Genomic DNA, 25,269 nt, shown 5'->3' with positions numbered 1-25,269 from the left:
GGCGAGCAGGTTTTTACGCCGGTCGTCGAGCCAGGCGGCCATCTGTTTGCTCCAGGTAGCGAACAGTTCTTTGCCCACCAGCCTGGCCAGGGCGTACAGCCCAAAGCCAAGCAGGATGAGAATTACCCACCAGCCAAACGTGTCCCACAGGGCGCGGCCAAAGGCAATGGCCTTTTCCACCTCCGCCGGCCAGGGTGAAGGCGGCGCGGGCGTAACCACCGGCGTCACAATGAGCACAGAGATGGGCGTGGGCGTGGGAACAGGCGCAGCCGCAGGCGTGGGTGTGGGCGATTGGGCCAACACGGCCGGGGCCAAGCCCCACAAAAAGAGGAGTACCAGGGGCCAGAATTTTGCTTTCATTTAACTCTCCCTCGGTTTGGATTTGCTGCTAAAAAGTATATCATAAAAACAAAATTGCAGCATCTCTCAAAAGACCCCAAAGGTTTCAAAAACCTTTGGGGTCTCGAATAACCGGAAAGGAAATACAGCATGACCAACGCCCCTAACGCCTCGCTTACCGCTATCCAGGCCGCGGTGCGCCAATTCAGAGACGAGCGCAACTGGGGCCAATTTCACTCGCCCAAAAATCTGAGCATGTCCATTGCCATTGAGGCCGCCGAACTGATGGAGCATTTTCAGTGGCTCAGCACTGAAGAAGCGGCCTACCTGGCCCAAAACAATGACCAATCCCGGCAGGCCATTGCCGAAGAGTTGGCCGATGTTTTGATCTACTGTTTCAGCCTGGCCGACATCCTGGCTTACGACGTGGGGGAGATTATTTTGGCGAAATTGGCTAAAAATGAGGCCAAATATCCGGCGGAAAGGTTCCAGGGGCGGTTTTAGGAAAATAGTAGGACAAAAGTATCAAACCCAAACCGGGAATTTGCAAGTTTTTTGCAACATTATTGAGGTATAATACTTTAGAAAATTGTGAATGGTGAATTGTTAATTATTAATTGTGAATGGATAAAGTCTATCCGTAATTATTCAGGTCATGTCATTCTGAGCGAGGAACGAGCGAAGAATCTCCATACTGCCGGTAGGCCGGGGGGCTTGGGGGGTGTCCCCCCATTAGTTTCTTTTTCGATTGAATAAGGCCCCGGCCTTATGGAACCCTCAGAGCAACATGGCAAGGTGAATGGTTACGTAATTTTTACTTACGGGAGCAAACCAATGTACTTAAAGTTCTGGGGAACGCGCGGTTCTATCCCCGCTCCGATTTCTGCGGAGGCCATTAAACAGAAAATTCGGCAAGCCCTGGTGGGCGCGGCCGGCCTGGACTTGACGGACGAGGCCGTGCTTGAGCGGTATTTGGAACGATTGCCCTTTACCGTCCGGGGCACCACCGGCGGCAATACGTTGTGCGTTGAGGTTCGCTCCGGGAACCAGCTATTAATTCTGGATGCCGGTTCCGGGTTGCGCCTGTTGGGCCTTGAGTTGATGCAGCAGGGTTTTGCCAAAGGGGGTCGCCAGGCCGATTTTCTCATCAGCCATACCCATTGGGACCACATCCAGGGGTTTCCTTTTTTTCTGCCGGCCTTTGTGCCCAATAATCTGTTTACGTTTTACAGCCCCTTTAACAACCTGGCCGAGCGATTGGCCCAGCAGCAGCATGAGCTTTATTTTCCGGTGCCCCTGAGTTTTATGAGCGCCACCCTGGATTGTAAAGAAGTCAGGGAAAATGAGTGGCAACAAATTGGCCGTTTCAAAGTATCTCCCATCCGCACCTCCCATCCCGGGGTAACGTATGCTTACCGGATTGAAGACGGCCAAAGCTGCCTGGTTTACGCCACCGACTCGGAGTACAAACGGGTAGACCCGGCCAGCACGCAGCGTTACATTGAATTTTTCCGGGAGGCCGACCTGCTCATTTTTGACGCCCAGTATAGTTTAAGCGAGATGTTGGATAAACCGGATTGGGGCCACAGCACGGCCATGGTGGGCGCCGAGTTTGCCCACCGCGCCCGGGTAAAACGCCTGGCCCTTTTTCACCACGACCCCACCAGCACCGATGAAAAAATCTGGGCCGCCAAAGAACAGGCCGACGCCTACTTGCTGCACCGTCCCGGCCAAGCCAACAGTTGCGAAGTACTGGTGGCTTATGATGGTTTGAGTTTGGAGATTTAACAAATTGCAAATTACAAAATGAAACCTGATACCTTGGACTCCCTTGAACAGAATATGACCGCCGAACGGCTGAAGAGTCTCTACGAACTCATTGGGCGGATGAATTCGGTGTATGAGTTGCCGCAATTGCTGGAGTTTGTGGTTGATCGCGCCCTGAACCTGACCAGCGGGCGGCGGGGCGTGCTGCTGCTCAGCGATGAGCAGGGCCAACCCCACGATATTGCCGTGGTGCGCGGCGAAGAATTGGCCGCCCACCACCTGGAACAAACCCTCAAATTCATCAGCACCACCGTTATCAAAGACGTGCTGGACCGGGGCGAACCACGCCTGGTAACAGACCTGCTCACCGACCAGCGTTACGAAGGCCTGGCCAGCGACGCTACCCTGCAATTCAAAAAAACTCGCTCCGTGTTGGCCGTGCCCCTGAAAGTTAAAGAGCAATTAGTGGGCCTGCTTTATATTGACCATCCCCGCCGGGCCGTATTTGACCAAAGCGACTTGGATTTTCTGAGCGCCTTTGCCAACCAGGCCGCCCTGGCCATCAACCGGGCCAGGGAGCACCGCCGGCAAATTGAAGAACTGACCCTTTTGAATGAACTGAGCCGCAGCGTGGTGCAGGTGCTTGACCTGGACGAAGTGCTTTCTCGCATTGTGCACGAAGCGACCCGCATGCTCAATGTTGAAACCGGCTCCGTGGTTTTGCTGGATGAAGACTCGGCTGAATTAACTTTTGCCATTTCCATCTCCAAAGGCCGGCGGGTCAACATTCCCACCCGTTTGCAAAAGCAGCAGGGCATTGCCGGCTGGGTTATTTCCACCGGCCAGGCCGCTTGCGTTAATGACGTGGCCAAAGACCCGCGCTGGTTTGGCGAGGTGGAAACCGGCTTTATGACCCGTTCCTTATTATCCGTGCCCTTGCAGTTAGACGGGCGCACCCTGGGCACGCTCCAGGTGCTCAATAAAAAAAGCCCCTCCGGCTTTGAGCCTGGCGACATCACCCTGCTGTCTGCCTTTGCCACTTCAGCCACCATTGCCATTGAAAATGCCCGCCTGTATCAAGAAGCCCGCCAGGCCCGCCAACTGCGGGCGCTCAACGAAGCCGCCCTGGCCTTGAGCAGTTCCCTTGATCTGGAGACGATTTTGAACATTGGCCTGGAACAGACCTTGCGCAACCTCAAAGCCAAAGCCGGGAGCATCAGCTTAATTGATCAGGGGGGCATCAACCTCAATTTGCCCGCGGTTCAGGTTGACCGGGGCTTATCGCCCGACCCGGCCGGCGCGGCCCAACAAAAACAGGCCCTGGCTGAGTTTGTGGTTGCCTCGCTCAAGCGCAATGGGGAAGAGGCCATTATCATTGATAGCGGTCATCCTGCTGAAACTGACGAGTTATTCAAGGCCGGCCTCCAGGCGGTGGCCCTGGCCCCGATTAAAACCGGCGATGGAGAAAGCGGGGCGCTGGTGGTAATTAACGATGCGCCCCATACTTATAACGCCGATGAAATTGACCTGCTGATCAGCTTGGCCCGCATCATTGGCCTGGCCGTGCAAAATGCCGTGCATTACCAACAGGTCAGCGCTCAGGCCATGCATCTCACCTATTTCAACGAGGTCGGCAGCGCGTTGACCAGCAGCCTGGACCTGGAACACGTGCTAAAAGTGATCATCGAGGGCGTCAATACCCTGCTGGAAACGGAGCGGACCTCGGTGTTTTTGATCAACGAGGAAACCAATGAATTGGTTTTGAGCTACAGCAACGACCGCGCCGCCGACATCCGCCTGCCTGCCCCCTGGAAGGGCATTGCCGGCTGGGTGGCCACCCACGACCAACCGGCCCTGGTGAACGACACCCTCAGCGACCCCCGCCACTTGCGCGAAATTGCCGTTGAAGCCGGCTACGAAGCCCACTCCATTCTCTGCGTGCCGCTTAAAGTTGAAGGGCGGGTGATTGGCGTGGTGGAAGTGCTGAACAAAACGGGCGATCAACAGTTCAACCATTACCACCAGGTGCTGCTGACCGAATTGACCAAATGGGCGGCTATTGCCATTCATAACGCCTACCTTTTTGACGAGCGCGTGCAGGCTTACCAAAGCCTTAACACCGAGCAGCAGCGGCGCGTTGCCGCCGAAACCCGGGCCGCCATGGCCGCCGTGATCCTGGATATGGCCCATACCATGAACAACGTGGTCGGCGCTATTCGGGTTTGGGCCTCTACGTTGGAACACACAGCCCGGGGCCGGCCGCAAGCGGCGTTGGGCCAATTCAAAAAAGAGGTCAGCCACATTCGTCAAAACGCGGAAGAGGCCATCCGGCTCATTGGCACCATCACCGACCCCCTCAAACAGGCCACCGTTGCCCCCACCGATGCCCACGCCTGCCTGGACAACGCCATTCAAAGTTGTTGGTGGCCCGATAACATTTGCCTGAGCAAAACCTACAGCCCCGACTTACCCCCGGTTAAGGCCAACGCCAAACGCCTGGAAGCTGCCTTTCATAACCTGCTCTCTAATGCTATCCAGGCGCTGGCCCAGGATGGCGGCGGAATCCGTTTGCAGACGCGCCGCCTGCCCGGCGATGGGGTTGAAATAACCGTAGCCGATAATGGGCCGGGCATTCCGCCCGAATTGCAGGAAAGCATTTTCAACCCGGGCGTATCCGGCAAAGCCGAAGGTTTAGGCATTGGTTTGTGGCTGGTGGAAACCTTTATCCATCAATTTAATGGGCGCATTGATTTTACCAGTGTTCCCGGCAAGGGAACCACTTTTACCATCACCTTACAAGCACTCAATCAAGAAATTAGTGCAGACCCTAAAGGGGGTTAAACGCTTTAGGGCTGGATTACTACGGAGGGACACTATGCCTAACCAACTCAATATCCTGATTGTGGAAGACCGCGAAGATTGGCAAGATATTGTTTGTAGCGCGGTTTCCGCAGAAGGACACCGGCCCCAGGCCGTGACTTCTTACGAAGAGGCCCTGGCCGCGCTCAAGGCCCAAGAATTCAATTTAGCCATTGTTGACCCGGTGCTGGATAGAGACAACCGCTTCAACCGCGACGGCTTAAGCGTGGTGCAGCGCGTGTGCGAGCTACAGCCGGATACGCCGATCATCATCATCACCGGCTCCCTCACCCACGACCTGGAGACAAGTTTGCAAAGACTTTGTCCCAACGCCCCTATTCTCTCCAAAGAATATTGGGAGCCGGCCACCTTTAGTGATTGGCTACACAAATTAACCGGGGAACAGGCGGGCGCTACCTTGACGCCAGCCGGTCCAGCACTTCAGCCCTCGGTTGACCTCACCCCGCCCTCTCTCTCGCCTCCGCCCGCCGCTATGGGCCGGCCGCGGGTATTGGTGGTGGAAAATCGGGAAGATTGGCAGAATATTGTGGCCCACACCCTCAATGATTTAGGGTATTTCTGGCGGGTGGCTAAAAATGCCCAAGAAGCCCTCTTGGAAATGGAGAAAGAAAACTTTCACCTGGTTGTTTTAGACCTGAAACTCCAACAGCACGATTTACCGCTTCGTTCCAACGAAGGCTGGCTGCTGCTTGACCACCTGGTTGAAACCCGGCCCAAAACCAAGGTGCTTATTCTGAGCGGCCGGGCCGGGCCGGGCGATGTGGCCGATCTGCTGACGCACTATCCCATTATCGGCTTTATTGAAAAACAAAACTTTGCCCCGGAGTCCATTAAAGCGGCTGTGGAGCAGGCCACCCAGGCCCCGGAACTGCGCATCCAAACCCTGGGCCAGTTCCGGCTGTGGCGTGATGGAGAGGCCATTGCGGTGTGGGAGCGTCCCCAGGCCGAAACTATTGCCAAGCTGCTGCTGGCCCGCCGGGTGCGCGGCGGGCGGGCCGTGGCCGCCGATGAGTTGATTACCCGGCTGTGGCCCGATGCCGATGAGGAAAGCGGGCGCAAAAAATTGCTGCCCCTTATCAGCGTGGCCCGCCATACCCTGGAGCCGGACATTGAACCGCGCGACTCAAACTTTATTTTGCGCAGCGCCAATGGCTACTTTTTTGATTTGAGCGGCCAGGTAACCTGGGATTTGCTGCAATTTCGGCAACACCGACAGCAGGGCCAACAACTGGCGCGGGCCGAACAGTGGGCCGAAGCGGCGGCAGAACTGGAAGAAGGTCGGGCGCTTTACCAGGGCGATTTTTTGGCCGAAGACCGCTATGATGACTGGGCCATTGAGTTGCGCCGCGAAATTTCCGGGGAATACCGCGATCTGCTCATCACCCTGGCCGATGCCTGCGCTGCCCTGGGCCATTACGATAAGGCCATCAATGCCTGCGAAGAAGCTTTGCGCAAAGACCCGCTGCTGGAAAGCGTTTATCGCCGTTTGATGCGTTTGCACTACTGCAACGGCGAAAAGGGCCAGGCCCTTAAAGTTTATCGTGATTGTCTCAAACTGTTTGAGGAACTCTTTGGCGAAAGCCCTACCCCGGCCACGCGCCAGCTACACCAGGCCATTATGGATGATCAGCCAATTGATTGTGGAGGGGGAGAGTAACCGGTCTCACTTCAGCCAGTTCCCCGCCCAAAATTTTGACCAAACTTTGCAAAGGCTCAATCTGCCCGGTGGTGTAAAATTGATGGGGGGGATGATGGCCAATAGTTGGCTGCAATAAATCATGCCGAGCCAAGACCCGCTGCACTTGCCGGGCTACGGCCTGGCCAGGATCAATCACGTTGGCCCGGCCCCGGACAATACGCTGGATGAGGGGCCAAAGCAGAGGGTAGTGGGTGCAGCCCAGGGCAATCTGGTCAACGCCGGCGGCCAGCATTGGCTCTAAATATTGGCGGAGCAGTTTTTCGGTTTCCGGCGTAGCCAGTTGCCCCGCTTCAACTTGTTCCACCAACCCCTCCCCCACTTGCTGGTGAACGTGCACGCCGTTGGCGTAATGGCGGGTTGTATTTTGAAAGAGCGCGCCTTGTAAGGTGCCGGCTGTGGCCAATACCCCCACGTGGCCGGTTTTGGTTTGGGCGGCGGCCGGTTTGATGGCCGGTTCCATGCCCACCAGGGGCAGGTCAAACTCGGTTCGCAGCCAGGCCAGGGCCGCGGCGCTGGCCGTGTTGCAGGCCACCACAATTAATTTGCAATGGTGTTGCCGCAAAAAATCAACAATGGCCGCCGAGAGAGCTTTGATCTCGGTAACGGATCGAGACCCGTAGGGACAATGGGCGCTATCGGCAAAATAAATGGTGGCCTCATTGGGCAGGCAATCGGTCACTGCCCGCCAAATCGAGAGGCCACCCACCCCGGAATCAAACAGACCAAGGGGACGCGAGTCTGACATACCTGGATACCTTATACCTTTGGATTTTGGTCTATTCACTTTGTTGTGTCTGAGGCCAGAAGCCGAAGAATCTCCATGTGGCATAACGTCGCGCCGGTTTTGATATATTTCATGGAGATTCTTCGCTCGTTCCTCGCTCAGAGCAACATGACCTGAAAAAATATGGGTTTTGCTAGAGTAGGGGCTGGTTTACCATAACATTCAGATCAACCAGTTGATAGGCATGCACCGGCGTGGCCCGCCCTTTAACCGTTACCGGCCCCAGGTCTTGGGCCGTGACCACGTTTTTAACCACCTGGTAAGCTGCCTGGCTCAGCACAATCTGCCCGCCGTGGGCATGCTCCTGCAAACGTTTGGCCAGGTTCACCGTATCGCCAATGGCGGTGTAGTTCATCTGTTGCACGGTGCCAATGTTGCCCACCACTACCTGGCCCACGTGCAGGCCAACGCCAAATTCCAAATGCCAGTCATCCGTTGAGGTCAAATTATAGTCGGCCACAATTTGCTGCATAGCCAAAGCCGCCCGTACTGCTCTTAAGGTGTGGTCCGGTTGGGGCAACGGCGCATTAAAAAAGGCCATTACGGCATCTCCCATAAATTTGTCCAGGGTGCCCTCTTGCCCCAAAATGGCGTCAACCGCCAGGTCAAAATATTGGTTGAGCACCTCGACCAAGTGCTCCGGGGGCATGTTTTCGCTGAAGCTGGTAAAACCGCGCAGGTCGGCAAACAATACCGTTACCTCTTGTCGTTTGCCGCCCAGGGCTAAATTCTCCGCGCCGTCAACCAGGCGGTCAACCACCGTTGGGCTAACATAACGCCCAAAAAGGTTACGAATGGCCTGCTTCTCCTGTTCTTGCGCCCGCGCCCGGCCTTCAAAGAAGCGGGTTTTGACCAGGGCTACTGTGGCTTGATGGGCCAGGATGGATAAAAGATGTAAGTGACTGTTATCAAAAGCATGGGGTTTGGGGCCATACAAACTCAGCGTGCCGATGGCCTGCTGGTGGTCAAGGAGCGGCACAACCAGCAGCGCCCCTTTGCCATCAAATTGGAGCGAAGAGGGAGCAGCTACCTTGGCTACATAGATAGCCTCTCGTGTTTCGAGCGACCGTTGCACAATCTCTTCAATGCCCACATCAGGAGAGATAATTTTGGAGCCATCCTCCGCAAACACCACCGGCAGCAGTTGCTGCCCTTCGCCCGATAATAAATGCATCACGCATTGGACAGCCTGGGGGATGACTTTCAGGGCTACGTGCGAGGTCATGCTCAAGACGGAGTCTGAATCTAAATTACTCATCAAACGCAGCCCAACCTCATGCAACATTTCCAGCTCTTCAAGATGTTGGGCTGTAACCCGGGCAAATTCTTCTTTCAGGTGTAAAGAGGCTTGTAATTGCCGTTTTTGCGCCTCTAACGCATCGTACTGGGTTTTAATCCGCAACATTGAGCGCACCCGTGCCAGCAACTCGGTGCGGTCAAAAGGTTTTCGCACAAAATCATTGGCCCCGGCATCAAGGCCTTTGGCCAGGTCATTTTTGCTGTCCAGGGCGGTGATGAGGATGATGGGAATATTTTGCCACTTTTTATTGGCCTTGAGTTGCCGGCATACTTCAAAGCCATTCATGCGGGGCATCATGATGTCCAGCAAGATCAGGTCCGGCTTAACTTCGGCTATTTTTTCCAGCGCTTCCACCCCGTTATTGGCCGAGGCAAACCGATAGCCTTCGATGCTGAGCAACCCTTCCAAAATGTCGTGCAGCACCGGTTCGTCGTCTACAATTAAAATGGTTGGCTGATCCGTCATAGTTATCCCTGGGGTGGGGCTGTTCCTGGTTTGATTTGGGTTTCAATAGCCGCAACAAGTTGTTTCAGCTTGACCGGCTTGCTAAAGTAATCATTTGCGCCCGCGGCCAGGCATCGTTCCCGGTCGCCGGGCATGGCCAGGGCGGTGAGGGCAATCACGGGAATGGTTGATAACTCGGCGTCGGCTCGCAAGTGATGGATGGCCTCCAGACCATCCATCTCCGGCATCTGAATATCCATCAGAATCAGCGCCGGTTTGTTCTGTTTCGCCTGGGCCAGTACTTCGAGGCCATTTTGGGCCGTAATAAGCCGGTAGCCATTGGTCTGTAAATAATCGGTTAAAAGAGAGGCGGTGGCGGCTTCATCTTCGGCCAGTAAAATCAGAGGATTTTGGGCCTTTGTTGGGGCCGGCAAATCAACCTGGATTACCGCATTGTCTGTGGCCGGCGGGGCTTCATCTGCCGTCACTGTTTTAAGCGGTTCAGACCAGGGTAATGTAACCGTAAAACGGCTGCCCTGTCCAACTTCGCTCTCTACCTTAACTTTTCCGCCGTGCATTTTGGCCATCCGGCTCACCAGGGCCAGGCCCAGGCCGGTGCCCGAATATTGCCGGGAGAGTTTGCTATCCAATTGCACAAACGGTTCAAATAAGCGGGGCAAATCTGCCCGGGAAATACCAATGCCGGTATCCCATACCGTAAAGTGGACCCATTGCCGGGTCGCATCCCCCTCTACCTCCAGGCCGATTTTTCCGCCTGGCGGCGTAAATTTAACGGCGTTGCTTAATAAATTCACCAAAATTTGTTTGAGACGGAGTTGATCAACCGGCAGCACCGCTACCGCCTTATCGAGCGTGTAGGATACTTTTATACTTTTTTTATGGGCGTTCTGTTTGATAAATTGCAAACTGCTCTGGCAGACCGCCTCCACCGAGACAGGTTTGATCTCCAGGTCCAACTTGTTTGCCTCGATTTTTGAGAGGTCCAGAATATCGTTAATGAGGGCCAGCAGATGGTGGCCGCTTTCGTCAATATTGTTGATAGCTTTCGTCTGCCTCTCGGTAAGCTGGCCATAAACGCCCACTTTTAAAATTTCAGCCATTCCCAAAACGGCGGTCAGCGGCGTGCGGAGTTCGTGGCTCATGCCGGCCAAAAATTCATCTTTCAGGCGAGCCGCCCGGGCCAGTTCCTCGTTGGCTACCTGTAAATCCATCGTCCGCTCGGCCACTCGTTGGGCCAGTAAGGCGCGTTCTTCTTCCAGGGCAGCTTCGGCCCGCTGGCGCTCGGCAATTTCTTGTTTGGCCTGTTGAAACAGGCGGGCATTCTCAATGACAATGGCCAGTTGGTCGGCCATTGATTGAGCAATTTCCAGGTCCTCCGGGCTGTAGGCGTCTATCTTTTGGGCACCAATGTTCCAGGTGCCAATAACCTGGCCTTTGAACCGCAGGGGCACGATCATGCTCGATTGAATGTTGTGGGCAAGCAGTAATTCATCCTCGGCAAAACGGGGGTCGGCGGCCACGTTATGTCGCAGCAGCGGTTGTCCCTCTGCTGTTACCCAGCCCATGGCCGACCCCTGGCGCGGCAGGGTATTCCCTTCGGCCAAGATTGGGCTACGGTCCTTTTTATCGGTAACGTAAACTACCCGCAGGTGATCATCTTCCAGCAGGGCAATAGACATGCAATCATAAGCCAGTAAACGGATAGCGTGCTGGGCAAAGGCATAATAGATGTCGGATAAACGCAGGCTGGTGGTAATGGCCCGGTCTAACTCGTGTAGCACGGCCAATTGTTCGGCCCGCCGTTTTGTTTCGGCCAACAGGCGCGTGTTTTCAATGGACGCCGCCAACACATTGGCGATGGCTTGCAGAAAATGGATGTCATCTTCGGTAAATGTGTGCGGCCTGGTGGTATGCGCTCCTAAAACCCCAAAAGGTTCATCATGGCCGTAGATGATAACGCTCATGCCGCTGATCACTTGATGCTCCAGCAGCAGGGCAGAGGGTTTAAAACGAGTTTCTTCATCCAAGTTTTCCACAATGACCGGGCCGCCAGAAAGTAAGGTGTAACCGGCTTGGGAGTTAATATTGACCATCATAGTGGTTTCGTCTGGAAAGCTTTTTTTCCAGCCAACACCCGCCCGCACTAACAGAATATTTTTATCCGGCAGAAGTTCCTGAATTTTAACATGTTCCACGGCCAGGGTTTGCGCCGCCAGCAATACCGCTTCATCCATCAGCGCCGGCAGAGGGGTGCCCACCAAAGCCCGCTGCCCCAGTTCGGCCACGGCAGCCTGTTGGCGCGCTCTAACCCGGAGTTCAGCCTCCATTTGAGCGCGTTCATCAAGTTCAAGCCGCAACTGTTCATTAGAAAATCGTAACTGGGTGGTCCTGCCGCCGGTCAGGCTGGTGTTCAGTTCTTCTTTGGTTTTTTGGAGGGCGGCCAATATTTCCGCCGGTTCATATCCGGTAGCTTCTCGGATGGCGATGACGCTGATGATGTGGCCTTGATAAGTGAGGACACGGCCGAAAATTTCAATGGGGGAAATAGCCCCGTCTTTTTTGAGGCCAAGGAGTTGGTAAGGTTTTTCGTGTTTTAAAAGGGTGTTTTTTAAAACAATCTCGCGTCCTTCCGGGGTTGATAATTCTAAAACCGTCATGCCCTCCAGTTCGGCGGTAGTATAGCCAAACATGGCGGCCAGAGCGGGGTCGGCGTGCAAAATTCTGACCTTTTTGTGCATCAGAATGCCGGGAAAGGACGTTTGGGTTAACTGGTTGAATTTTTCTTTGATTTCATCCAGTTCTTTTTGGGTATAGGCAGAAAGTTGTAGCGATGGGCTATTCATCAGGCTTTACTATCTCAATCAAAAAAACGCCCCTGCGCATCTTGGTTCCTTTGTTTGGGAAATTTTAAGACAGGGGGTCAGGGGCAGGCGGTGAAAGCGTGAATCAATACATAAGTTAGTATAATCGCATTTGCCGGGTATGACAACAGAGTAGAAGGTACTAACATAATGGCGACCTGCACTTATTGTACTTTTAAGCCCTGGGCCAGCACTTCATAATGATTTACAACGCCATGGGGCAGAATCAAATCTGCCACAAAAGGAGTAATGGCGCCGGCTTTGAGCAATTCAACCGCCAATTCGGCCTGGCGTTGAGCCAAAACGCGGCCATCTTCATCGTAAACTACGGCCACCAGGCGAATCGCTTCGGCGTCAACCGGCCCCCGGTTACGCAGTTGCCCGGTTAAACGATAGGTGGCTACGTCTGTTTGAGAACCGTGCAAATCAAAAGCTTCCAGGTCATAATAGTAGCGGGCTTGCGTTGAAACAGGAATGCCGGAGACGGCAGCAACCTGGTATTGGGCAAAGCTGCCGGGCGGAGTATTGAACAAAATGGCAAAAGGAACTGCTTGCCCCGGTTGAATTACATCCAATTGGGTAAAAGCGGCCTCTCTGGCCAACAACCCACCGGCCTCGTCATAGAGCGCCGCTTCAATAACCACTTCCGCCAGGAGCTTGCTGCCGGGATTGTTTACCCTGCCCAGGCACCACAAAACGCCGGGCGGCGCTTCCTGAAAATTAACCGCCTCTACCACCAGAGGCGGTGGGGTAGGGGTGGGAGTAGGCGGGTCGGTTGGATCCTCTTTGGGCGGGGGGATAATCAACTCTTGCCCAATTTGTAAAAAACGGGGGTCCACAATGCCGTTGGCCTCTTGAATGGCCTCCGTAGAGCGCTCAAAACGAATGGCAATATCAAGCAAAGTGTCGCCCGACTGGATAACGTAAATGACCGGCGTGGGTGTGACGGTGGCGGTGGGGGAGGCCATAGGCGTGGCCGGGCGAGGCGTTGAGGTGGCGCGGGGGGTGGGGGTGCGGGTAATTGTTTTGGTTAAAGAGACGGCTCCGGCGGGAGGGCTTGCTGTTGGCGTGGGGGTGGGCCTGCTGCCACAAGCGGCCATTAAACCGGCTACGATGAACCACAAAATCAACTGTTGCACAGGATGCTCCTGACCAAGATAAAACAGAATTATACCACGATTTGCCTTGAAGGGTGAAACTGGGGCAACCCTCTCTGGGTCTGCCCCAATTTTTAGGTCATAGGGTAGTAGGGACAGGACATTGCCCTGTCCCTACGCCAAAATTTGGGACGCATCCGCAACCCCATCCAACAATAGTTATGTCTAAAAAAGGTTTGCGGCTTTACTCTTTGTCGGTTTAAAGGTAAGCTATAGTTATACAGATTTTGGAGGTGAACCGATATGGCTGACCTGATTGAACTGTGGGAAAAACCGAAGGCTCAAGAGAAATATATGATTGTGGGCTGGCACCAATGGGCCGACGCCGGCTCTATTTCATCGGGTTTGCCCCAATACCTCATTGAGCAGATGGGAGCCAGAAAAATTGGCCAGCTAAACGCCGAGGGGTCTTACCTGTTCCAAATCCCCGGCACGCATCACTTTTTGCGGCCGGAGATAAAACTGAAAGAGGGATACCGGCAATCCCTACAAGTGCATAAAAATGAATTCTTTTACACGGGCGACGATAAAAAAGGATTGGTCATTTTTTTGGGCGATGAGCCTCACCTGCATGCCGACCAGTACGCCGAGTCATTTTTTGATGTGGTGGAGGCGCTGCATGTTAAACGGGTGGCGGCGGTGGGGGGGGGTGTATGGCCCTATGCCGTATAATAAAGACCGGGAAGTGTCGTGTGTTTATAGCCTGCGGCGGATGCAGGCCGAGTTGGCCAAGTATGCCGTTAAGTTCTCCAACTACGAGGGAGGGACAACCATTGGCACGTACCTGGTGGACAAGGCTGAACAAAGAGAAATAGAGTTTTTAGTGTTTTATGCCATGGTGCCGGCTTATGATTTTGGCCAGCTATCATTATCTTTACAGCAAGGAATCAGAATTGAGACGGATTTTAAAGCCTGGTACGACCTGATGCGAAGATTTAATTATATGTTCAATTTGGGCCTTGATTTGGCCGGCCTTGAGCAAGAAAGTGATGCTCTCCTGACCTCAATGGAGGTTAAAATTGCTGAACTGGAAAGCAAGTTGCCTCAAGTTAATGTAAAAGAGTATATAGAGAAGTTGGCCGAAGACTTTACCGAAATGACCTTTATGCCGCTCGATGAGGTGTGGGAGCGGGAATTGGGCGACCTTTTTGAAGATATGGAAGACGAGTAACGGCATGCCCAAATCAAGACAAACAACGTTAAATTGTGAATTGATAACTTGATAGTTATGGAAAGTTTTGGTAAAATGGAGGTGGTTAATTCCCCTTTTTATCCAGCTAGCGGCGTATAAGGAGTAGGCAATGAAAGACAGAGTCCAGAGCTTTCTGAACTTCCTGGAGGCGGAGAAAAAATACGCAGAAAATACCATTGCCGCCTATCAAAACGACCTCAATCAATTCTATCACCATCTTCAGGCCGACAAGCAGACTCAAAAACCAGAAAGCTGGGTCCAGGTAGACAAAAAAAGCGTTGTTGATTACATTGAGCATCTAAAAAACAGCGGCGAATATGCTTCTTCAACCGTAGCCCGAAAAGTGGCTGCCATCAAATCCTTCTTTCATTTTCTGGTAGCAGAAGGCGATATAAAAGAAGACCCCACCTTTGCCCTTGATTCCCCCAAGGTCAAAAAACGCCTTCCCAAAGCAATGACCCCTGGCGAAGTTGAGCGGCTGTTACAAGCCCCGGCCAAAGAAAGCGGTTATAAAGCCCAACGCGACCTGGCCTTGCTGGAAATGCTTTACGCCTCCGGCATGCGGGTCACCGAGTTGGTATCGCTGGATGTGTCTGATATTGAATTTGAAAATAACGGTGGTACGGTTCGGGTCCGTAGCAAAAGAAGTAATGCCAGAGATCGAGTCATTCCCATTTCTGAGTCAACCCTGAAAATATTAAAAGATTATATCAATAACGGCCGCGACCAATTGCTGCATGACCCGGAAGAACCCGCCCTCTTTCTGAACAATCGTGGTCAGCGGCTCACCCGCCAGGGTTTATGGTTGATTATCAAACATTATGTTGAAACCGTTGGTATTTCAGCCGAGGTTACCCCGCATACGTTGCGTCATTCCTTTGCCGCCCATAAACTAAGCCAGGGTAAATCACTGCAAGATATTCAAAAATTATTAGGACACGCTAATATTTCTACCACCCAGGTCTATACGCATCTCAATCGAGAAAGCTAAATTCTAAATTTAGGATTTTTTGTAAAAGCTAATGCAGAGCCGCAGTTTGATTGGCTCTGCATTTTTTATGGCTGCGCTGCAAGCAGCGTTAAATAATTTGCTTCTATTTATGCCTATTTGTATACTCTGTAGGTTCAATTTTTGAGGTAAGCCTAAGGAACACATAAAACCGGCATGTTAGAATTTCTCAGGCCAATTGTTGCCTTTGACACCTGGATTTATATCGGTTTAGGGCTGATTGCGCTCTTCTTTCTCAGATTAATGTGGCTGGCCCGTAAAGACCGCGCCCGTTCCATTTTTACCTTAGAGCGGGAAAATACCCGGGCCCGGATGAACCGCGCCTTCATAGGCTTGACAATTGTTTTGGGCCTCATGCTGGGCGTTTATTACGTAAGCCTGGTAACACCCCCCCTTCTCCCTCCTCCCCCCAACACGCCCACCCCCACCCCCATGCTCGACCTCCCCCCCACCCCCACCCCGCCGCCCCTCCTCCCTACCCCCACGCCCACCGCCACGCCACTGCCGCCGCCAACTGTTTTTATTGGGGAAACGCCGACGCCAACCCCGCCGGCGGTCCAGGGCGCGCCGCCCGCTTGCCCCCATCCGGGCGTTACCATTACCCAACCCGGCGACGGAGCGCCTGTAAGCGGAGTGGTCCAGGTTACAGGCGCAGCCAGCATTGACAATTTTGACTACTATAAATTTGAGTTCCGTGTTTCCGGCGGCAACGACTGGAACTTTATTCAACGTTTTAATAACCCTGTGCTCGATGGCGTGTTAGGTTCATGGAACTCCGACACAGTCTCCCCGGGAGAATACGAATTTAGATTGGTTGTTGTTGACACCATTGGCAACTACCCTGAACCCTGCGTTGTTCGATTGCTGGTGGAGTGAGTTTGTGTCTTAGAGCAAAAAACTTGAAGAATTTGTGTCGCCACGCGCCTCTACATAACGCGCTGGCGTATTCAACACATTCAAAATATTAATCGAAAGTTAGAGAAAAAATGATTACATCTTTATTATTAGCTTTAGCCCTGATCATTGCTGTTTTCAAATTGGGTAATTGGGTTTCAACACGGCTTGGCCAACCGGCTGTACTGGGGGGATTGGTAGTGGGCCTGTTGCTGGGGCCTTCAATCCTTAACGTATTTGGCTATTCCTACTTTGAAGAATTTCATATATCGGAAACGGTGCATGTTCTGGGAGAATTAGGTGTAATATTTCTCATGTTCGTGGCCGGCCTTGAAACTGAGCTGTCGGAACTTACCAAAACAGGTAAACCGGCCGTTCTGGCCGGCACAGTGGGAGTGATTGCGCCAATTTTATTGGGTTTGGCCGTTGTGCTCATGTTCGGTTATAGTCTTACCCAGGCTGTATTTATTGGTATTGTTTTAAGCGCCACCTCCGTCAGCATTTCGGCGCAAACGTTGATGGAATTGGGTAAACTTCGCAGCCGGGAAGGAATGACCTTACTGGGCGCGGCAGTGGTTGACGATGTTCTGGCAATTATTGTGTTTTCAGCCTTTTTAACACTATCTCAGGGAGAAAGCGGCGGCCTGTGGAGCCTGGTTTGGATTGCTGTCCGAATGACGCTGTTTCTTGTTGGCGGGTCTGTACTTGGCATGTGGATTCTGCCGCGAGCCGTCCGGCGCGTACAGGAATACCCGGTGAGCGCGCCGGTTATGTCGTTGGTGATTGTCAGCTTTTTTGGCTTTGCCTGGGCGGCGGAAGCCCTGGGCGGAGTGGCGGCTATTACCGGCGCCTTTATTGCCGGAGTGGCCCTGTCGGGCAGCACGCTTAAACACCAAATTGAGCGCGATATTTACCCCATGGCTTATGCCTTTTTTGTGCCCATGTTCCTGGTGAGCATCGGCTTAACGGCAGACCTTCGCTCGCTCTCCGCCAACGATTTTATATTTGCTATAGTCATTTGCCTGGTGGCCGTTCTCACAAAGGTGATAGGGGCCGGCTTGGGCGCAAAAGCAGGCAATATGACCTGGAGGGAATCGTTGCGGGTGGGGGTTGGCATGATTTCACGGGGTGAAGTTGGCCTGATCATTGCGGGCATAGGCGCCAGATCGGTTGGCATAATTGACGATAATATTTTTACCATCGTGGTGTTGATGGTGCTGGTAACAACTTTTGTTACCCCCCCTCTATTACGGATGGTATTTCCCAAACAGGAGAACATACAGGAGAAGGTACATGGCTAAACTTATTGTCTTTGTCATAGATGAAACGCAACATGTTGAAGTTGTTTTTGAAACTTGGTTAAGGCTGGGTGTGCCGGGGGTTACGGTTATAAATAGCGCCGGCCTACGCCACCAAATTAAGAAGTACGGCAGCCGCGACGATTTGCCGTTTGTAGTTTCGTTGCAGAGCATCCTGCAAAGCCGAAAAGACCCGCACCAACTTATATTTAGCGTGGTGCGCGACGATTTTGACGTGGACACGTTGGTTGTTGAAACCGAAAAAGTTACCGGGCCTTTGAATAATCCGGATGTTGGCATCCTTTTTGTTGTGCCGGTACAGGGTGTTTGGGGGTTGCGTACTGACGAAAAATAACTGCGCAAAAAAACTGGCATACCCTGAAACAGTTCACTTGGCAAGCAACCCCGACAGCGGCTTTATTTGACGAGCGCCAATAAAAAAATGGCATACTCTGAAACAGTTTACTGGCTGACCCTCATTAACGAGAGCGGCCTGAAATTGAATCTGGTCAAATCCGTCATCCAGCGCTGGAGCGTACTGGAAAAACGCGCCGTGGCTGATTTGTTTGACCTCTCGCCCCTGGAATGGTCAACCACCTTTGGCCTCACCGATAACGAGGCCGAGCGAGTGGCTGCGGCTATGAATGAGGATAGATTGGCCCAACAGGCCAAAATGTTGGCCCAATGGCAAGCCCAGGGCCTGGAGCCGGTTATCCGCACTAACCCGCGCTACCCGCAAAGATTGGCTCAAACCTTACCCCCGGCCAGCCAACCCTTGTTGCTGTGGGGACAGGGCAACTTAACCCTGTTCAACGAGCCGGCCGTGACCGTATTGGGCGAGCAATCGCCCGATGAAGCCGGCGCCGAATTTGTGGATGAGTTGATGCAGGTTTTGGTTTCCGAAGAAATTGGCCTGGTCAGCGGCTACGGGCGCGGCCTGGACCGGGTTACGTTTGAAAGAATGTTGGCTACAGAAGGGGGGCATGCCGTGGCCCTGATCCCCATGGGCCTGAGCGCCTTTGCCCAAACCACCACCAAATTAGAGGCTGCGCTGCAAGCCGGAAAAATCGCCCTGGCCAGCCCTTTTGCCCCGGATGCTGCCTTTCAGGAAAAGTTTGCCGAAGCTCGTCATTTGCTGATTGATTACCTGGCCCTGGTGCTGCTGGTGCTTGATACCAGCGAGGATGCCCAAACCCGAGCTATGGCCGCCCTGGAACGAGGGCTGCCGGTGCTGGTGCGCCCGGCCGATACTGCGGCCAATCGCAGCCTGATTGACCGGGGCGCGCTGCTGCTCACCGACACCGGCGAAGTGGTGGAGATGGCCCAGCAGGCCATGATTGACGATACCATGCGGGAACAAGCCGCCGAGGAAGTTATCCCTATGGCTCCGCCCATGGCGGCTCCCCTTGTTCCCCCCGATTCTGATGACGATTATGCCCTGCGCCCAGAAGAGATAGAACCCATTGCCAGCGACGAGGCCCTGGAGATTCTGTCAATGGGCGGCGAAGTGCCCGACATCCTCCGTAAACGATTAAAAAAAGAAAAAAAGCCCCCTGAGTAGCCCTGGGGGGGCTTTTTTGTTGGTTAGGGTAGCCGGGTTACTGACCGCCTGGCTAAAGTTTGTTAGCGGCGTGGCCGGTAGGTGCCGGTAGCGGGGTCAAAACGAAGATCTTCTTCTGCCCGCTGGCCGTTGAAGGCTTTGTCAAAGAATTGTCTCACCGCCTTGTTTCTTAAAGGCTGGCCCTCAAAATAAGCGTGAGAATTGCCCACGTAAGCGGCATTGGTAAAATCAACATAAACTGCCTGTTGAGAATTAAGATTGTAGGGATAATGGCCCAGCCTGGCCAGTTGTCCCTCCCCCGCCTTCATGCGCGAGGCCATCAGCGCGGCGTCATCTTCATTGATGGTAATGTAAACCCGCTTGCGGCAATGGATCTGATCAACCCATTCGGCGTGGTTTTGACTGTTGGTATCGGCGGCTACTAAAAGTACATTGTCAAAGATAAGTTTTGTCCCCCGGAAAATAGAGGATTCAAGCACTTTTTTGAACAGATAATTACCCATACTGTGCAAAACCAAATTCACCGTAAAGGGGCACCCTTGTTCGGCCATTTTAGTAACAAACTTGTCCCTGGATTCGGCATTTTTGGGGTATCTTTGTTGGGCCTCTTTAAAAATTTTCTCCAAACGTTCTTCGTTAAAACCGTTGAGATAATCATAAATTTTGCCAAAACAACGGTCAAGCGCGCCCACAGAAGCGGCAGCGTCTCGTTTGTCGCTCAAATAATCGGCAACGCCTTTTACCCCGCCCCCGTTAGCGGGCCAACTAAAAGCCGCTACTTCCACATTAAAGTTCTGAGCAAAGTTATCGGCCCGGTCCAGCACAGCCTTAAAATCGTTGTTGAATCCATGCACAAAAAAAAGAAAGTTGCGCTGGCCTTTCCCAACCCGTTCAAACACTTTTCGGGCTACATATTGGCTGCCGTAAGCCGTTTCGGGGCCGGTGATGCCCACTTCGCTTTTCATCTTCTCATTAAGCGTATCAGGAACAATGTTGATCTGCCAATCACCGGCCTCCTTGGTGGCCTCAACCAGGCGTAACTCATTGGGGCCTTTTGGGTTGGGAATGGAGCCTAATTTTTCCAGCCCCTCGGCATTTTCATTGATACTCCGGTTAGTTACTACAAACATCTCACCCTCCTTAAAAATATATGGTTAACTTTTCCGGCACTGCTTACAAATTCCAAAAATGCTCATATGATCGGTCTGCGCCTTAAAGCCGTACCGCTCCTCCAAAAGAGCGCGAACCGGTTCGAGCACGTCGTCACAAAATTCCTCAATGCGACCACATTCCTGACATACCAGGTGGTGATGGGAACAATGCTCTTTTAAGGCAAAATAGGTTTGATGACGGCCCAAGTTGGTTTGGGTAATCAAATTGAGGTCTTGTAATAATTCAAGGGTGCGATAGATGGTGGCTAAACTGATGTAAGGATTGACCTTTTGCACCTCGGCAAAAATATCTTCAGCCGTGATATGACCTTCCAGTTTTTCGATGGTCGCAAAAATGATGGCTCGCTGGGGCGTGACGCGCAGCCCACGCTCTTTTAACGCTTCAATTAGACTGTTCATTTACCGGGTCCCGTAATACATTTGAGAATAATTGCAAGTGCGATTGTATCACGACTACAAAACCACTGCAAAAATGATCTTGCCGGATGCACTTTAGAATTTGGTTTGAGCTGAACCCCAATTTTGCCCTACAAGCAAACCAAATCCTGAGAGAGGCAAAATCTTTCTGATAACCATTGGCTTATGGTATAATTCACCCAAATTTGGGGAAACAAAGTTTTGCCACCATAAGGGGTTCTGCATGGAACGCACCAACGAAATGTGGCTGGAGCATCTGCGTGATGGCCATCCTCATCAGGCCGAAGCCATTGAAGATTTGCGCCAATACTTACAACGCGCCATCATTGTTTATTTACACACCCGCAGCGATTTGAACCATCTGGCCGAGAGTGAATTGCAGCAAATGGGTCAGGATTTTGTCCAGGACGCCCTGCTCAAAATTCAGTCCGGTTTAGGCACGTTTCGAGGTAAAAGTAAATTTACCACCTGGGCGGCCAAAATTGCCGCCAACCATACCATCAGCGAACTGCGCCGGGCCAGGTGGCGCGACCTCTCGCTGGATGCCATCACCGAATCAGGCGCTTCGTTGCAGGAAGTCCTGGCCCCGGATGTTACGTCGGGCAACGCCCCTGATACCGCCAGTGAACGCCGGCAAGTATGGCAAGTGCTTGGCGAGGTCATCAATAACAACTTAACCGAGCGCCAACGCCAGGTGCTAATGGCTGTTCGGGTAGACAATATCCCTATGGCCGAAGTGGCGCGGTTGCTGGATACCAACATCAACAACATTTATAAATTGTTACATGATGCGCGTTTAAAACTAAAGCAGGGCTTGCAAGAATCGGGTTGGGAGCCACAGTACATCTTGCAATTATTTAGTAAGGAGGGGTAAGATTGTCTGCCAATTTACGTCTAAACAATAGCGGCAACGCCTTGATTAATTCAAGGTATGGAGTAGAAAAGATGACCAAGCCGGTGTGGCAAACATTGCTAAAATCCGCTCTGGAAACAGAAGAAAACGAAATTGATTGTCAGGAGTGTTACGACCTGCTGGATGAGTATACAGATTTGCTCATTGCCGGGGCTGCGCCGTGTAGGGTGATGCATTTAGTTAAACAACACCTTAAACATTGCCCCGATTGTAGCACGCTATTTGAAAGCCTCATCACCATCATCGGCCCCGCCGAACAATCCTGGCCCTGTGACCCGGCGAACAAATTTTAACCCAAAACTTAAAAGATTTGGGTTAAAAAAGCGGGAAAAGGGAACTGGCTCCGGTGCAGTTCCTTTTTTGCTTTAGGGGCAGTAGGAGAATTGGCATGGTGCTTAACTATGCCTTTTGAGGTATCATAATAAACAGAAACCGGCTTCAAAAAACTTGATGTTCCTTTGGCTCTATGAAAATTCGCTCTGTAACCCATTTCATCCCCTTAACCTGGCCCATTGATGAAGGCAGCATTGCCGGAGCCGGCCGTTTTTTAGCCGATGCCCGCTTGCGTTTAACCAAGGCCGGTTTTGAAGTCCAAACCGTGCGCCTGGCTACCCCCCCCTTTTTAGACGTGCTGGGCGACCCCGATGCTGCTGTGCTGCTTGAATTCGCCAAAACCCTGGAAGAGATGGCGGCCAAACATAACATAGATTTTGTTTCTATTGGTCCGGTGGTGGCCACCACGCCGCTGTCTTTGCTGATGTCCATTCACGCCTTACCCCAGGTGATTGCGGAAACGGAAAAAATATTCTCCGGGGTGCTTTTTGCCGCCGATAATAGCGGCATCAATTTTGCCGCAGCCCAGGCCCTGGCCCAAACCGTGCACAAGGTTGCTCACGCTACTCCCATGGGGTTTGGTAATTTACGGTTGGGAGCGTTGGCTAACGTGCCGGCCGGCGTGCCGTTTTTCCCGGCTGCTTATCACCATGGGGGGGCCGCCTGCTTTGCCATTGCCACCGAAGCCGCCGACCTGGCCCTTGATGCCATCAGTTCGGCGCGTTCTTTTCCCCAGGCCCAAAAACGACTGATAACAGCCATTGAAAGCGCCACCAATAATTTTTTGGGTATTGTTGATGCCCTGGTTGATGACCACCAGCTTCGTTTTAAGGGATTGGATTTTTCGTTGGCTCCGTTCCCCACGCAGGCCAGGAGCATTGGGGCAGCCGTTGAAAAATTGGGGATAGATAGTTTTGGCGGCAGCGGCACCTTATTTGCCATCTCTTTTTTAACCAACTGTATTCGGCAAGCCAATATTCCCCATACCGGCTTTTCCGGCGTGCTGTTGCCTTTGCTAGAAGATAATGTTTTGGCTGAACGGGCGGCGGAATGTTGTTTTGACATCAACGACCTGCTGCTTTATTCGGCGGTGTGTGGCACCGGGCTTTCTACCATCCCCATCCCCGGCAATACCACCGCCGACGAAATGGCCGCTATTTTTGTTGACATGGCCGCCCTGGCCATCACCCTCCATAAACCTCTCACCGCCCGCCTGATGCCCATTCCCGGCCTGGCCGTTGGAGAAAAAGTAACCTTTGATTTTGAATACTTTGCCAGCAGCCGGGTGATGCCGGTTAAAAACCTGGGCGCCCGGCGCCTTTTTGAAAAAGGTTCTTTCTTTGCCGTTTCCTCCCAACCGTAATAGAATATAAAAAATAAATTACCCCGTCTGAAGAAGAGTACGCGGATTTAAGATTTGCCCATTACGCCGGAACGGGTTTGGCGGGCCATTTACTCTAAAAGGTGATCATTTTTTATGACATCCATCCCTGAACAAATTATCTATGCCGGGCGGCTGTTGTTTGAGCGCAAGTTGTTGGATATGGCCGGCGGCAATATCAGCGCTCGCCACGGCGATACAATTTACGTGACCGCCCGCTATAGCGGCAGTCAACGTCACTGGCAAAACCGGCCGGAAGATATTCTCGCCGGCAGCGTTCACAATGATGAATTGTTAAGCCGCCCCGAATTTTCGCGCGAGGGCAAAGCCCATTTGGCCATCTATCGTCATTTCCCCATGGTCAAGGGCATCATCCACGCGCATCCTTTCCATATTCTCCCTTTCTGCGCCGCCGGCCGCCCCATTGAGCCGGTGCTGGAGCAAACGCAAAAGTTTGGCCTGGTCAAGGTGATTGAAGGCGCGCCTGCGCATACGCAGGTCCTGGCCGATAACATTGTAGCCGCTTTAAAGGGCCAAGAAGAAGTCATCAATCAACAGGCCGCGGCGGTGCTGATGCCCCGGCACGGTATTATGGTGGCCGGCAAAAACCTGCTGGCCGCCGTTGACGCCCTGGAACGCCTTGATTGGAATGCCTATTGTATTATGGCCCAAAAATTGCTGGCATGATCCTTACAGTTACGGCCAATTCCGCTTTAGATCGCTTGCTCTTTATTGATGAGTTCCGGCCCGGCACAACCATACGCCCTTTCAAAACGGCCGATTACGTGGGCGGAAAAGGGTTTGATACGTCGGTGGTGTTGCAGGCGTTGGGCGTTGAAAATCGCGCCGTTGGCTTTGTGGCCGGACCGACCGGCCAGGCCTTGACCAAACTCCTGGACGGTTACGGCATTATTCACGATTTGATTTGGGTGGAAGGCGACACGCGGATTGCCCACATCGTCATCGAGGCTCGCCATCACCGGCACAGCCATCTTATTGCGGCGGGCCTTTCGGTGTCTGCTGAAGCATACCAGGATTTGCTCAAGCGGTATCGAGTTTATCTGGCGCAGGCCGCGTGGGTGGTGGCCGGAGGATCGTTGGCTAGGGGCGTACCCGTCGGTTGTTATCGTCAACTTACGGCAATAGCCCACGAGGCCGGTGTGCCGGTGCTGATTGACAGTTTTGGCCCGCCGCTTTTGGAAACGTTCGCTGCGCCCCCTACGGTCGTCAAAATGAATTGGCATGAGTTTGGTGAAACCTTTGGGCCGCAAACCAAAATCCTGGCCGATCTGGCGGCTGCGGCCCAAAAAGTGCGCGCCCGCGCCCAAATCTCCACGTTAATTATTACTTGTGGGGAAGACGGTATTTTGGCCTTAACCCCGGCCGGTTCTTATCTGGCCGCCGCGCCGCCTCAAACGGCGGTCAATGCCGCCGGGGCCGGCGATGCGGTTTCGGCGGCTCTGGCCTGGCGTTTAGCGGCGGGGGATAACTGGCCGGAGGCCCTGCGTTGGGCCGCAGCTACCGGCGCGGCTGTAACGTTAACCGAGGGCACGGCAGATTGCCACATGGCCGATGTTGAACGCATCCGGTTACAAACCAAGGTGCAGTCATTAAAATTCTCTGTTCAGGTTAAGGCCTGATCCAGGCCCCAAAATGCTGTTTAGTAACAAGGGCAATAGGACAAAATCACCACAAAATTGGTGTAGACACGGCGCTAAAAGTTTTGTATAATAAGTTTGTATTTTTTTGTGATAAAATATCACAACTATAAAGCACAATCTTTACCAGTAAAAAAATTCAGGGGATGAGCGCGCGAACGCCGGTAGTAACTTCAAACCTTCAACACA

Annotated in this window: 23 protein-coding genes; 16 read left to right on the top strand and 7 right to left on the bottom strand. The window is 52.8% G+C overall.

Going from position 1 to position 25,269, the window contains the following annotated elements:
* Positions 1-360, bottom strand: a 360-nt coding sequence (locus JW953_01000) for a hypothetical protein (GenBank protein MBN1991252.1), incomplete at its 3' end; no start/stop codon positions are given.
* A 129-nt stretch (positions 361-489) separates the two neighbouring features.
* On the opposite strand from JW953_01000, the gene JW953_00995 reads away from it, so the two are divergent.
* The 4 genes from JW953_00995 (at position 490) to JW953_00980 (ending at position 6,643) form a co-directional block, all read left to right on the top strand.
* Complete coding sequence (locus tag JW953_00995; GenBank protein ID MBN1991251.1) at positions 490-843, top strand: nucleotide pyrophosphohydrolase; 354 nt, start codon at positions 490-492, stop codon at positions 841-843.
* A gap of 330 nt (positions 844-1,173) precedes the next feature.
* Positions 1,174-2,127 (top strand): MBL fold metallo-hydrolase, encoded by a 954-nt coding sequence (locus JW953_00990; protein ID MBN1991250.1) that lies wholly within the window; start codon positions 1,174-1,176, stop codon positions 2,125-2,127.
* An 18-nt stretch (positions 2,128-2,145) separates the two neighbouring features.
* Positions 2,146-4,947 (top strand): GAF domain-containing protein, encoded by a 2,802-nt coding sequence (locus JW953_00985; GenBank protein ID MBN1991249.1) that lies wholly within the window; start codon positions 2,146-2,148, stop codon positions 4,945-4,947.
* Positions 4,948-4,981: 34 nt separating this feature from the next.
* Positions 4,982-6,643 (top strand): response regulator, encoded by a 1,662-nt coding sequence (locus JW953_00980; protein ID MBN1991248.1) that lies wholly within the window; start codon positions 4,982-4,984, stop codon positions 6,641-6,643.
* Here JW953_00980 and murI read toward each other — a convergent pair.
* The 4 genes from murI to JW953_00960 all read right to left on the bottom strand — a co-directional run bounded on the left by murI (position 6,603) and on the right by JW953_00960 (position 13,234).
* On the bottom strand, positions 6,603-7,430 hold the full coding sequence (gene murI, locus JW953_00975) for a glutamate racemase (protein ID MBN1991247.1): 828 nt from the start codon (positions 7,428-7,430) through the stop codon (positions 6,603-6,605). The two genes, JW953_00980 and murI, sit on opposite strands and share 41 nt — an antisense overlap.
* Before the next feature lie 172 nt (positions 7,431-7,602).
* On the bottom strand, positions 7,603-9,234 hold the full coding sequence (locus JW953_00970) for a response regulator (GenBank protein MBN1991246.1): 1,632 nt from the start codon (positions 9,232-9,234) through the stop codon (positions 7,603-7,605).
* Positions 9,235-9,236: 2 nt separating this feature from the next.
* Positions 9,237-12,077 (bottom strand): GAF domain-containing protein, encoded by a 2,841-nt coding sequence (locus JW953_00965; GenBank protein MBN1991245.1) that lies wholly within the window; start codon positions 12,075-12,077, stop codon positions 9,237-9,239.
* A 182-nt stretch (positions 12,078-12,259) separates the two neighbouring features.
* Positions 12,260-13,234, bottom strand: a complete 975-nt coding sequence (locus JW953_00960; GenBank protein MBN1991244.1) for a DUF3426 domain-containing protein — start codon at positions 13,232-13,234, stop codon at positions 12,260-12,262.
* Positions 13,235-13,495: 261 nt separating this feature from the next.
* Here JW953_00960 and JW953_00955 point away from each other — a divergent pair, with 261 nt between their 5' ends.
* The 7 genes from JW953_00955 to JW953_00925 all read left to right on the top strand — a co-directional run bounded on the left by JW953_00955 (position 13,496) and on the right by JW953_00925 (position 19,206).
* Positions 13,496-13,924, top strand: a complete 429-nt coding sequence (locus JW953_00955) for a PAC2 family protein (GenBank protein ID MBN1991243.1) — start codon at positions 13,496-13,498, stop codon at positions 13,922-13,924.
* The gene (locus JW953_00950; protein ID MBN1991242.1) at positions 13,872-14,423 is read left to right on the top strand and encodes a hypothetical protein; all 552 of its coding nucleotides are present in this window, start codon (positions 13,872-13,874) and stop codon (positions 14,421-14,423) included. Before JW953_00955 ends, JW953_00950 begins: the two co-directional genes overlap by 53 nt.
* Before the next feature lie 130 nt (positions 14,424-14,553).
* Positions 14,554-15,435 carry a tyrosine recombinase gene (locus tag JW953_00945; protein MBN1991241.1) on the top strand — a complete coding sequence of 294 codons (882 nt, stop codon included), beginning with the start codon at positions 14,554-14,556 and terminating at the stop codon, positions 15,433-15,435.
* Positions 15,436-15,609: 174 nt separating this feature from the next.
* On the top strand, positions 15,610-16,329 hold the full coding sequence (locus tag JW953_00940; GenBank protein ID MBN1991240.1) for a hypothetical protein: 720 nt from the start codon (positions 15,610-15,612) through the stop codon (positions 16,327-16,329).
* 110 nt (positions 16,330-16,439) lie between these two features.
* Entirely contained in the window at positions 16,440-17,648 is a 1,209-nt protein-coding gene (locus JW953_00935; protein MBN1991239.1) for a cation:proton antiporter, read from the top strand.
* On the top strand, positions 17,641-18,000 hold the full coding sequence (locus tag JW953_00930) for a hypothetical protein (GenBank protein MBN1991238.1): 360 nt from the start codon (positions 17,641-17,643) through the stop codon (positions 17,998-18,000). Before JW953_00935 ends, JW953_00930 begins: the two co-directional genes overlap by 8 nt.
* An 87-nt stretch (positions 18,001-18,087) precedes the next feature.
* Positions 18,088-19,206: a DNA-processing protein DprA gene (locus JW953_00925; GenBank protein ID MBN1991237.1), complete on the top strand. Its 1,119-nt coding sequence runs from the start codon at positions 18,088-18,090 to the stop codon at positions 19,204-19,206.
* Positions 19,207-19,268: 62 nt separating this feature from the next.
* On the opposite strand, the gene JW953_00920 is transcribed toward JW953_00925, so the two are convergent.
* Together JW953_00920 and JW953_00915 are read right to left on the bottom strand one after the other, a co-directional pair.
* Positions 19,269-20,336: an alpha/beta hydrolase gene (locus tag JW953_00920; GenBank protein ID MBN1991236.1), complete on the bottom strand. Its 1,068-nt coding sequence runs from the start codon at positions 20,334-20,336 to the stop codon at positions 19,269-19,271.
* Positions 20,337-20,360: 24 nt separating this feature from the next.
* The gene (locus JW953_00915; GenBank protein MBN1991235.1) at positions 20,361-20,777 is read right to left on the bottom strand and encodes a transcriptional repressor; all 417 of its coding nucleotides are present in this window, start codon (positions 20,775-20,777) and stop codon (positions 20,361-20,363) included.
* A 241-nt stretch (positions 20,778-21,018) separates the two neighbouring features.
* Between JW953_00915 and JW953_00910 the strand changes: the two genes are divergently transcribed.
* The 5 genes from JW953_00910 (at position 21,019) to JW953_00890 (ending at position 25,062) form a co-directional block, all read left to right on the top strand.
* Positions 21,019-21,669, top strand: coding sequence for an RNA polymerase sigma factor (locus JW953_00910; GenBank protein MBN1991234.1), 651 nt, complete (start codon positions 21,019-21,021; stop codon positions 21,667-21,669).
* Between the two features lie 2 nt (positions 21,670-21,671).
* Positions 21,672-22,001 carry a hypothetical protein gene (locus JW953_00905; protein MBN1991233.1) on the top strand — a complete coding sequence of 110 codons (330 nt, stop codon included), beginning with the start codon at positions 21,672-21,674 and terminating at the stop codon, positions 21,999-22,001.
* A 173-nt stretch (positions 22,002-22,174) separates the two neighbouring features.
* Positions 22,175-23,404, top strand: a complete 1,230-nt coding sequence (locus JW953_00900) for a DUF711 family protein (GenBank protein ID MBN1991232.1) — start codon at positions 22,175-22,177, stop codon at positions 23,402-23,404.
* A gap of 114 nt (positions 23,405-23,518) precedes the next feature.
* A complete protein-coding gene (locus JW953_00895; GenBank protein ID MBN1991231.1) occupies positions 23,519-24,109 on the top strand; it encodes a class II aldolase/adducin family protein in 591 nt (196 codons plus the stop codon).
* Complete coding sequence (locus JW953_00890; protein ID MBN1991230.1) at positions 24,106-25,062, top strand: hexose kinase; 957 nt, start codon at positions 24,106-24,108, stop codon at positions 25,060-25,062. The genes JW953_00895 and JW953_00890 overlap by 4 nt, the downstream gene beginning before the upstream one ends.
* Positions 25,063-25,269 lie beyond the last annotated feature (207 nt).

The organism is Anaerolineae bacterium, from assembly GCA_016931895.1.
Taxonomy (GTDB): domain Bacteria; phylum Chloroflexota; class Anaerolineae; order 4572-78; family J111; genus JAFGNV01.
The sequence above is the reverse complement of the archived record's forward strand: the minus strand, read 5'-3'. Positions and strand labels throughout refer to the sequence as shown.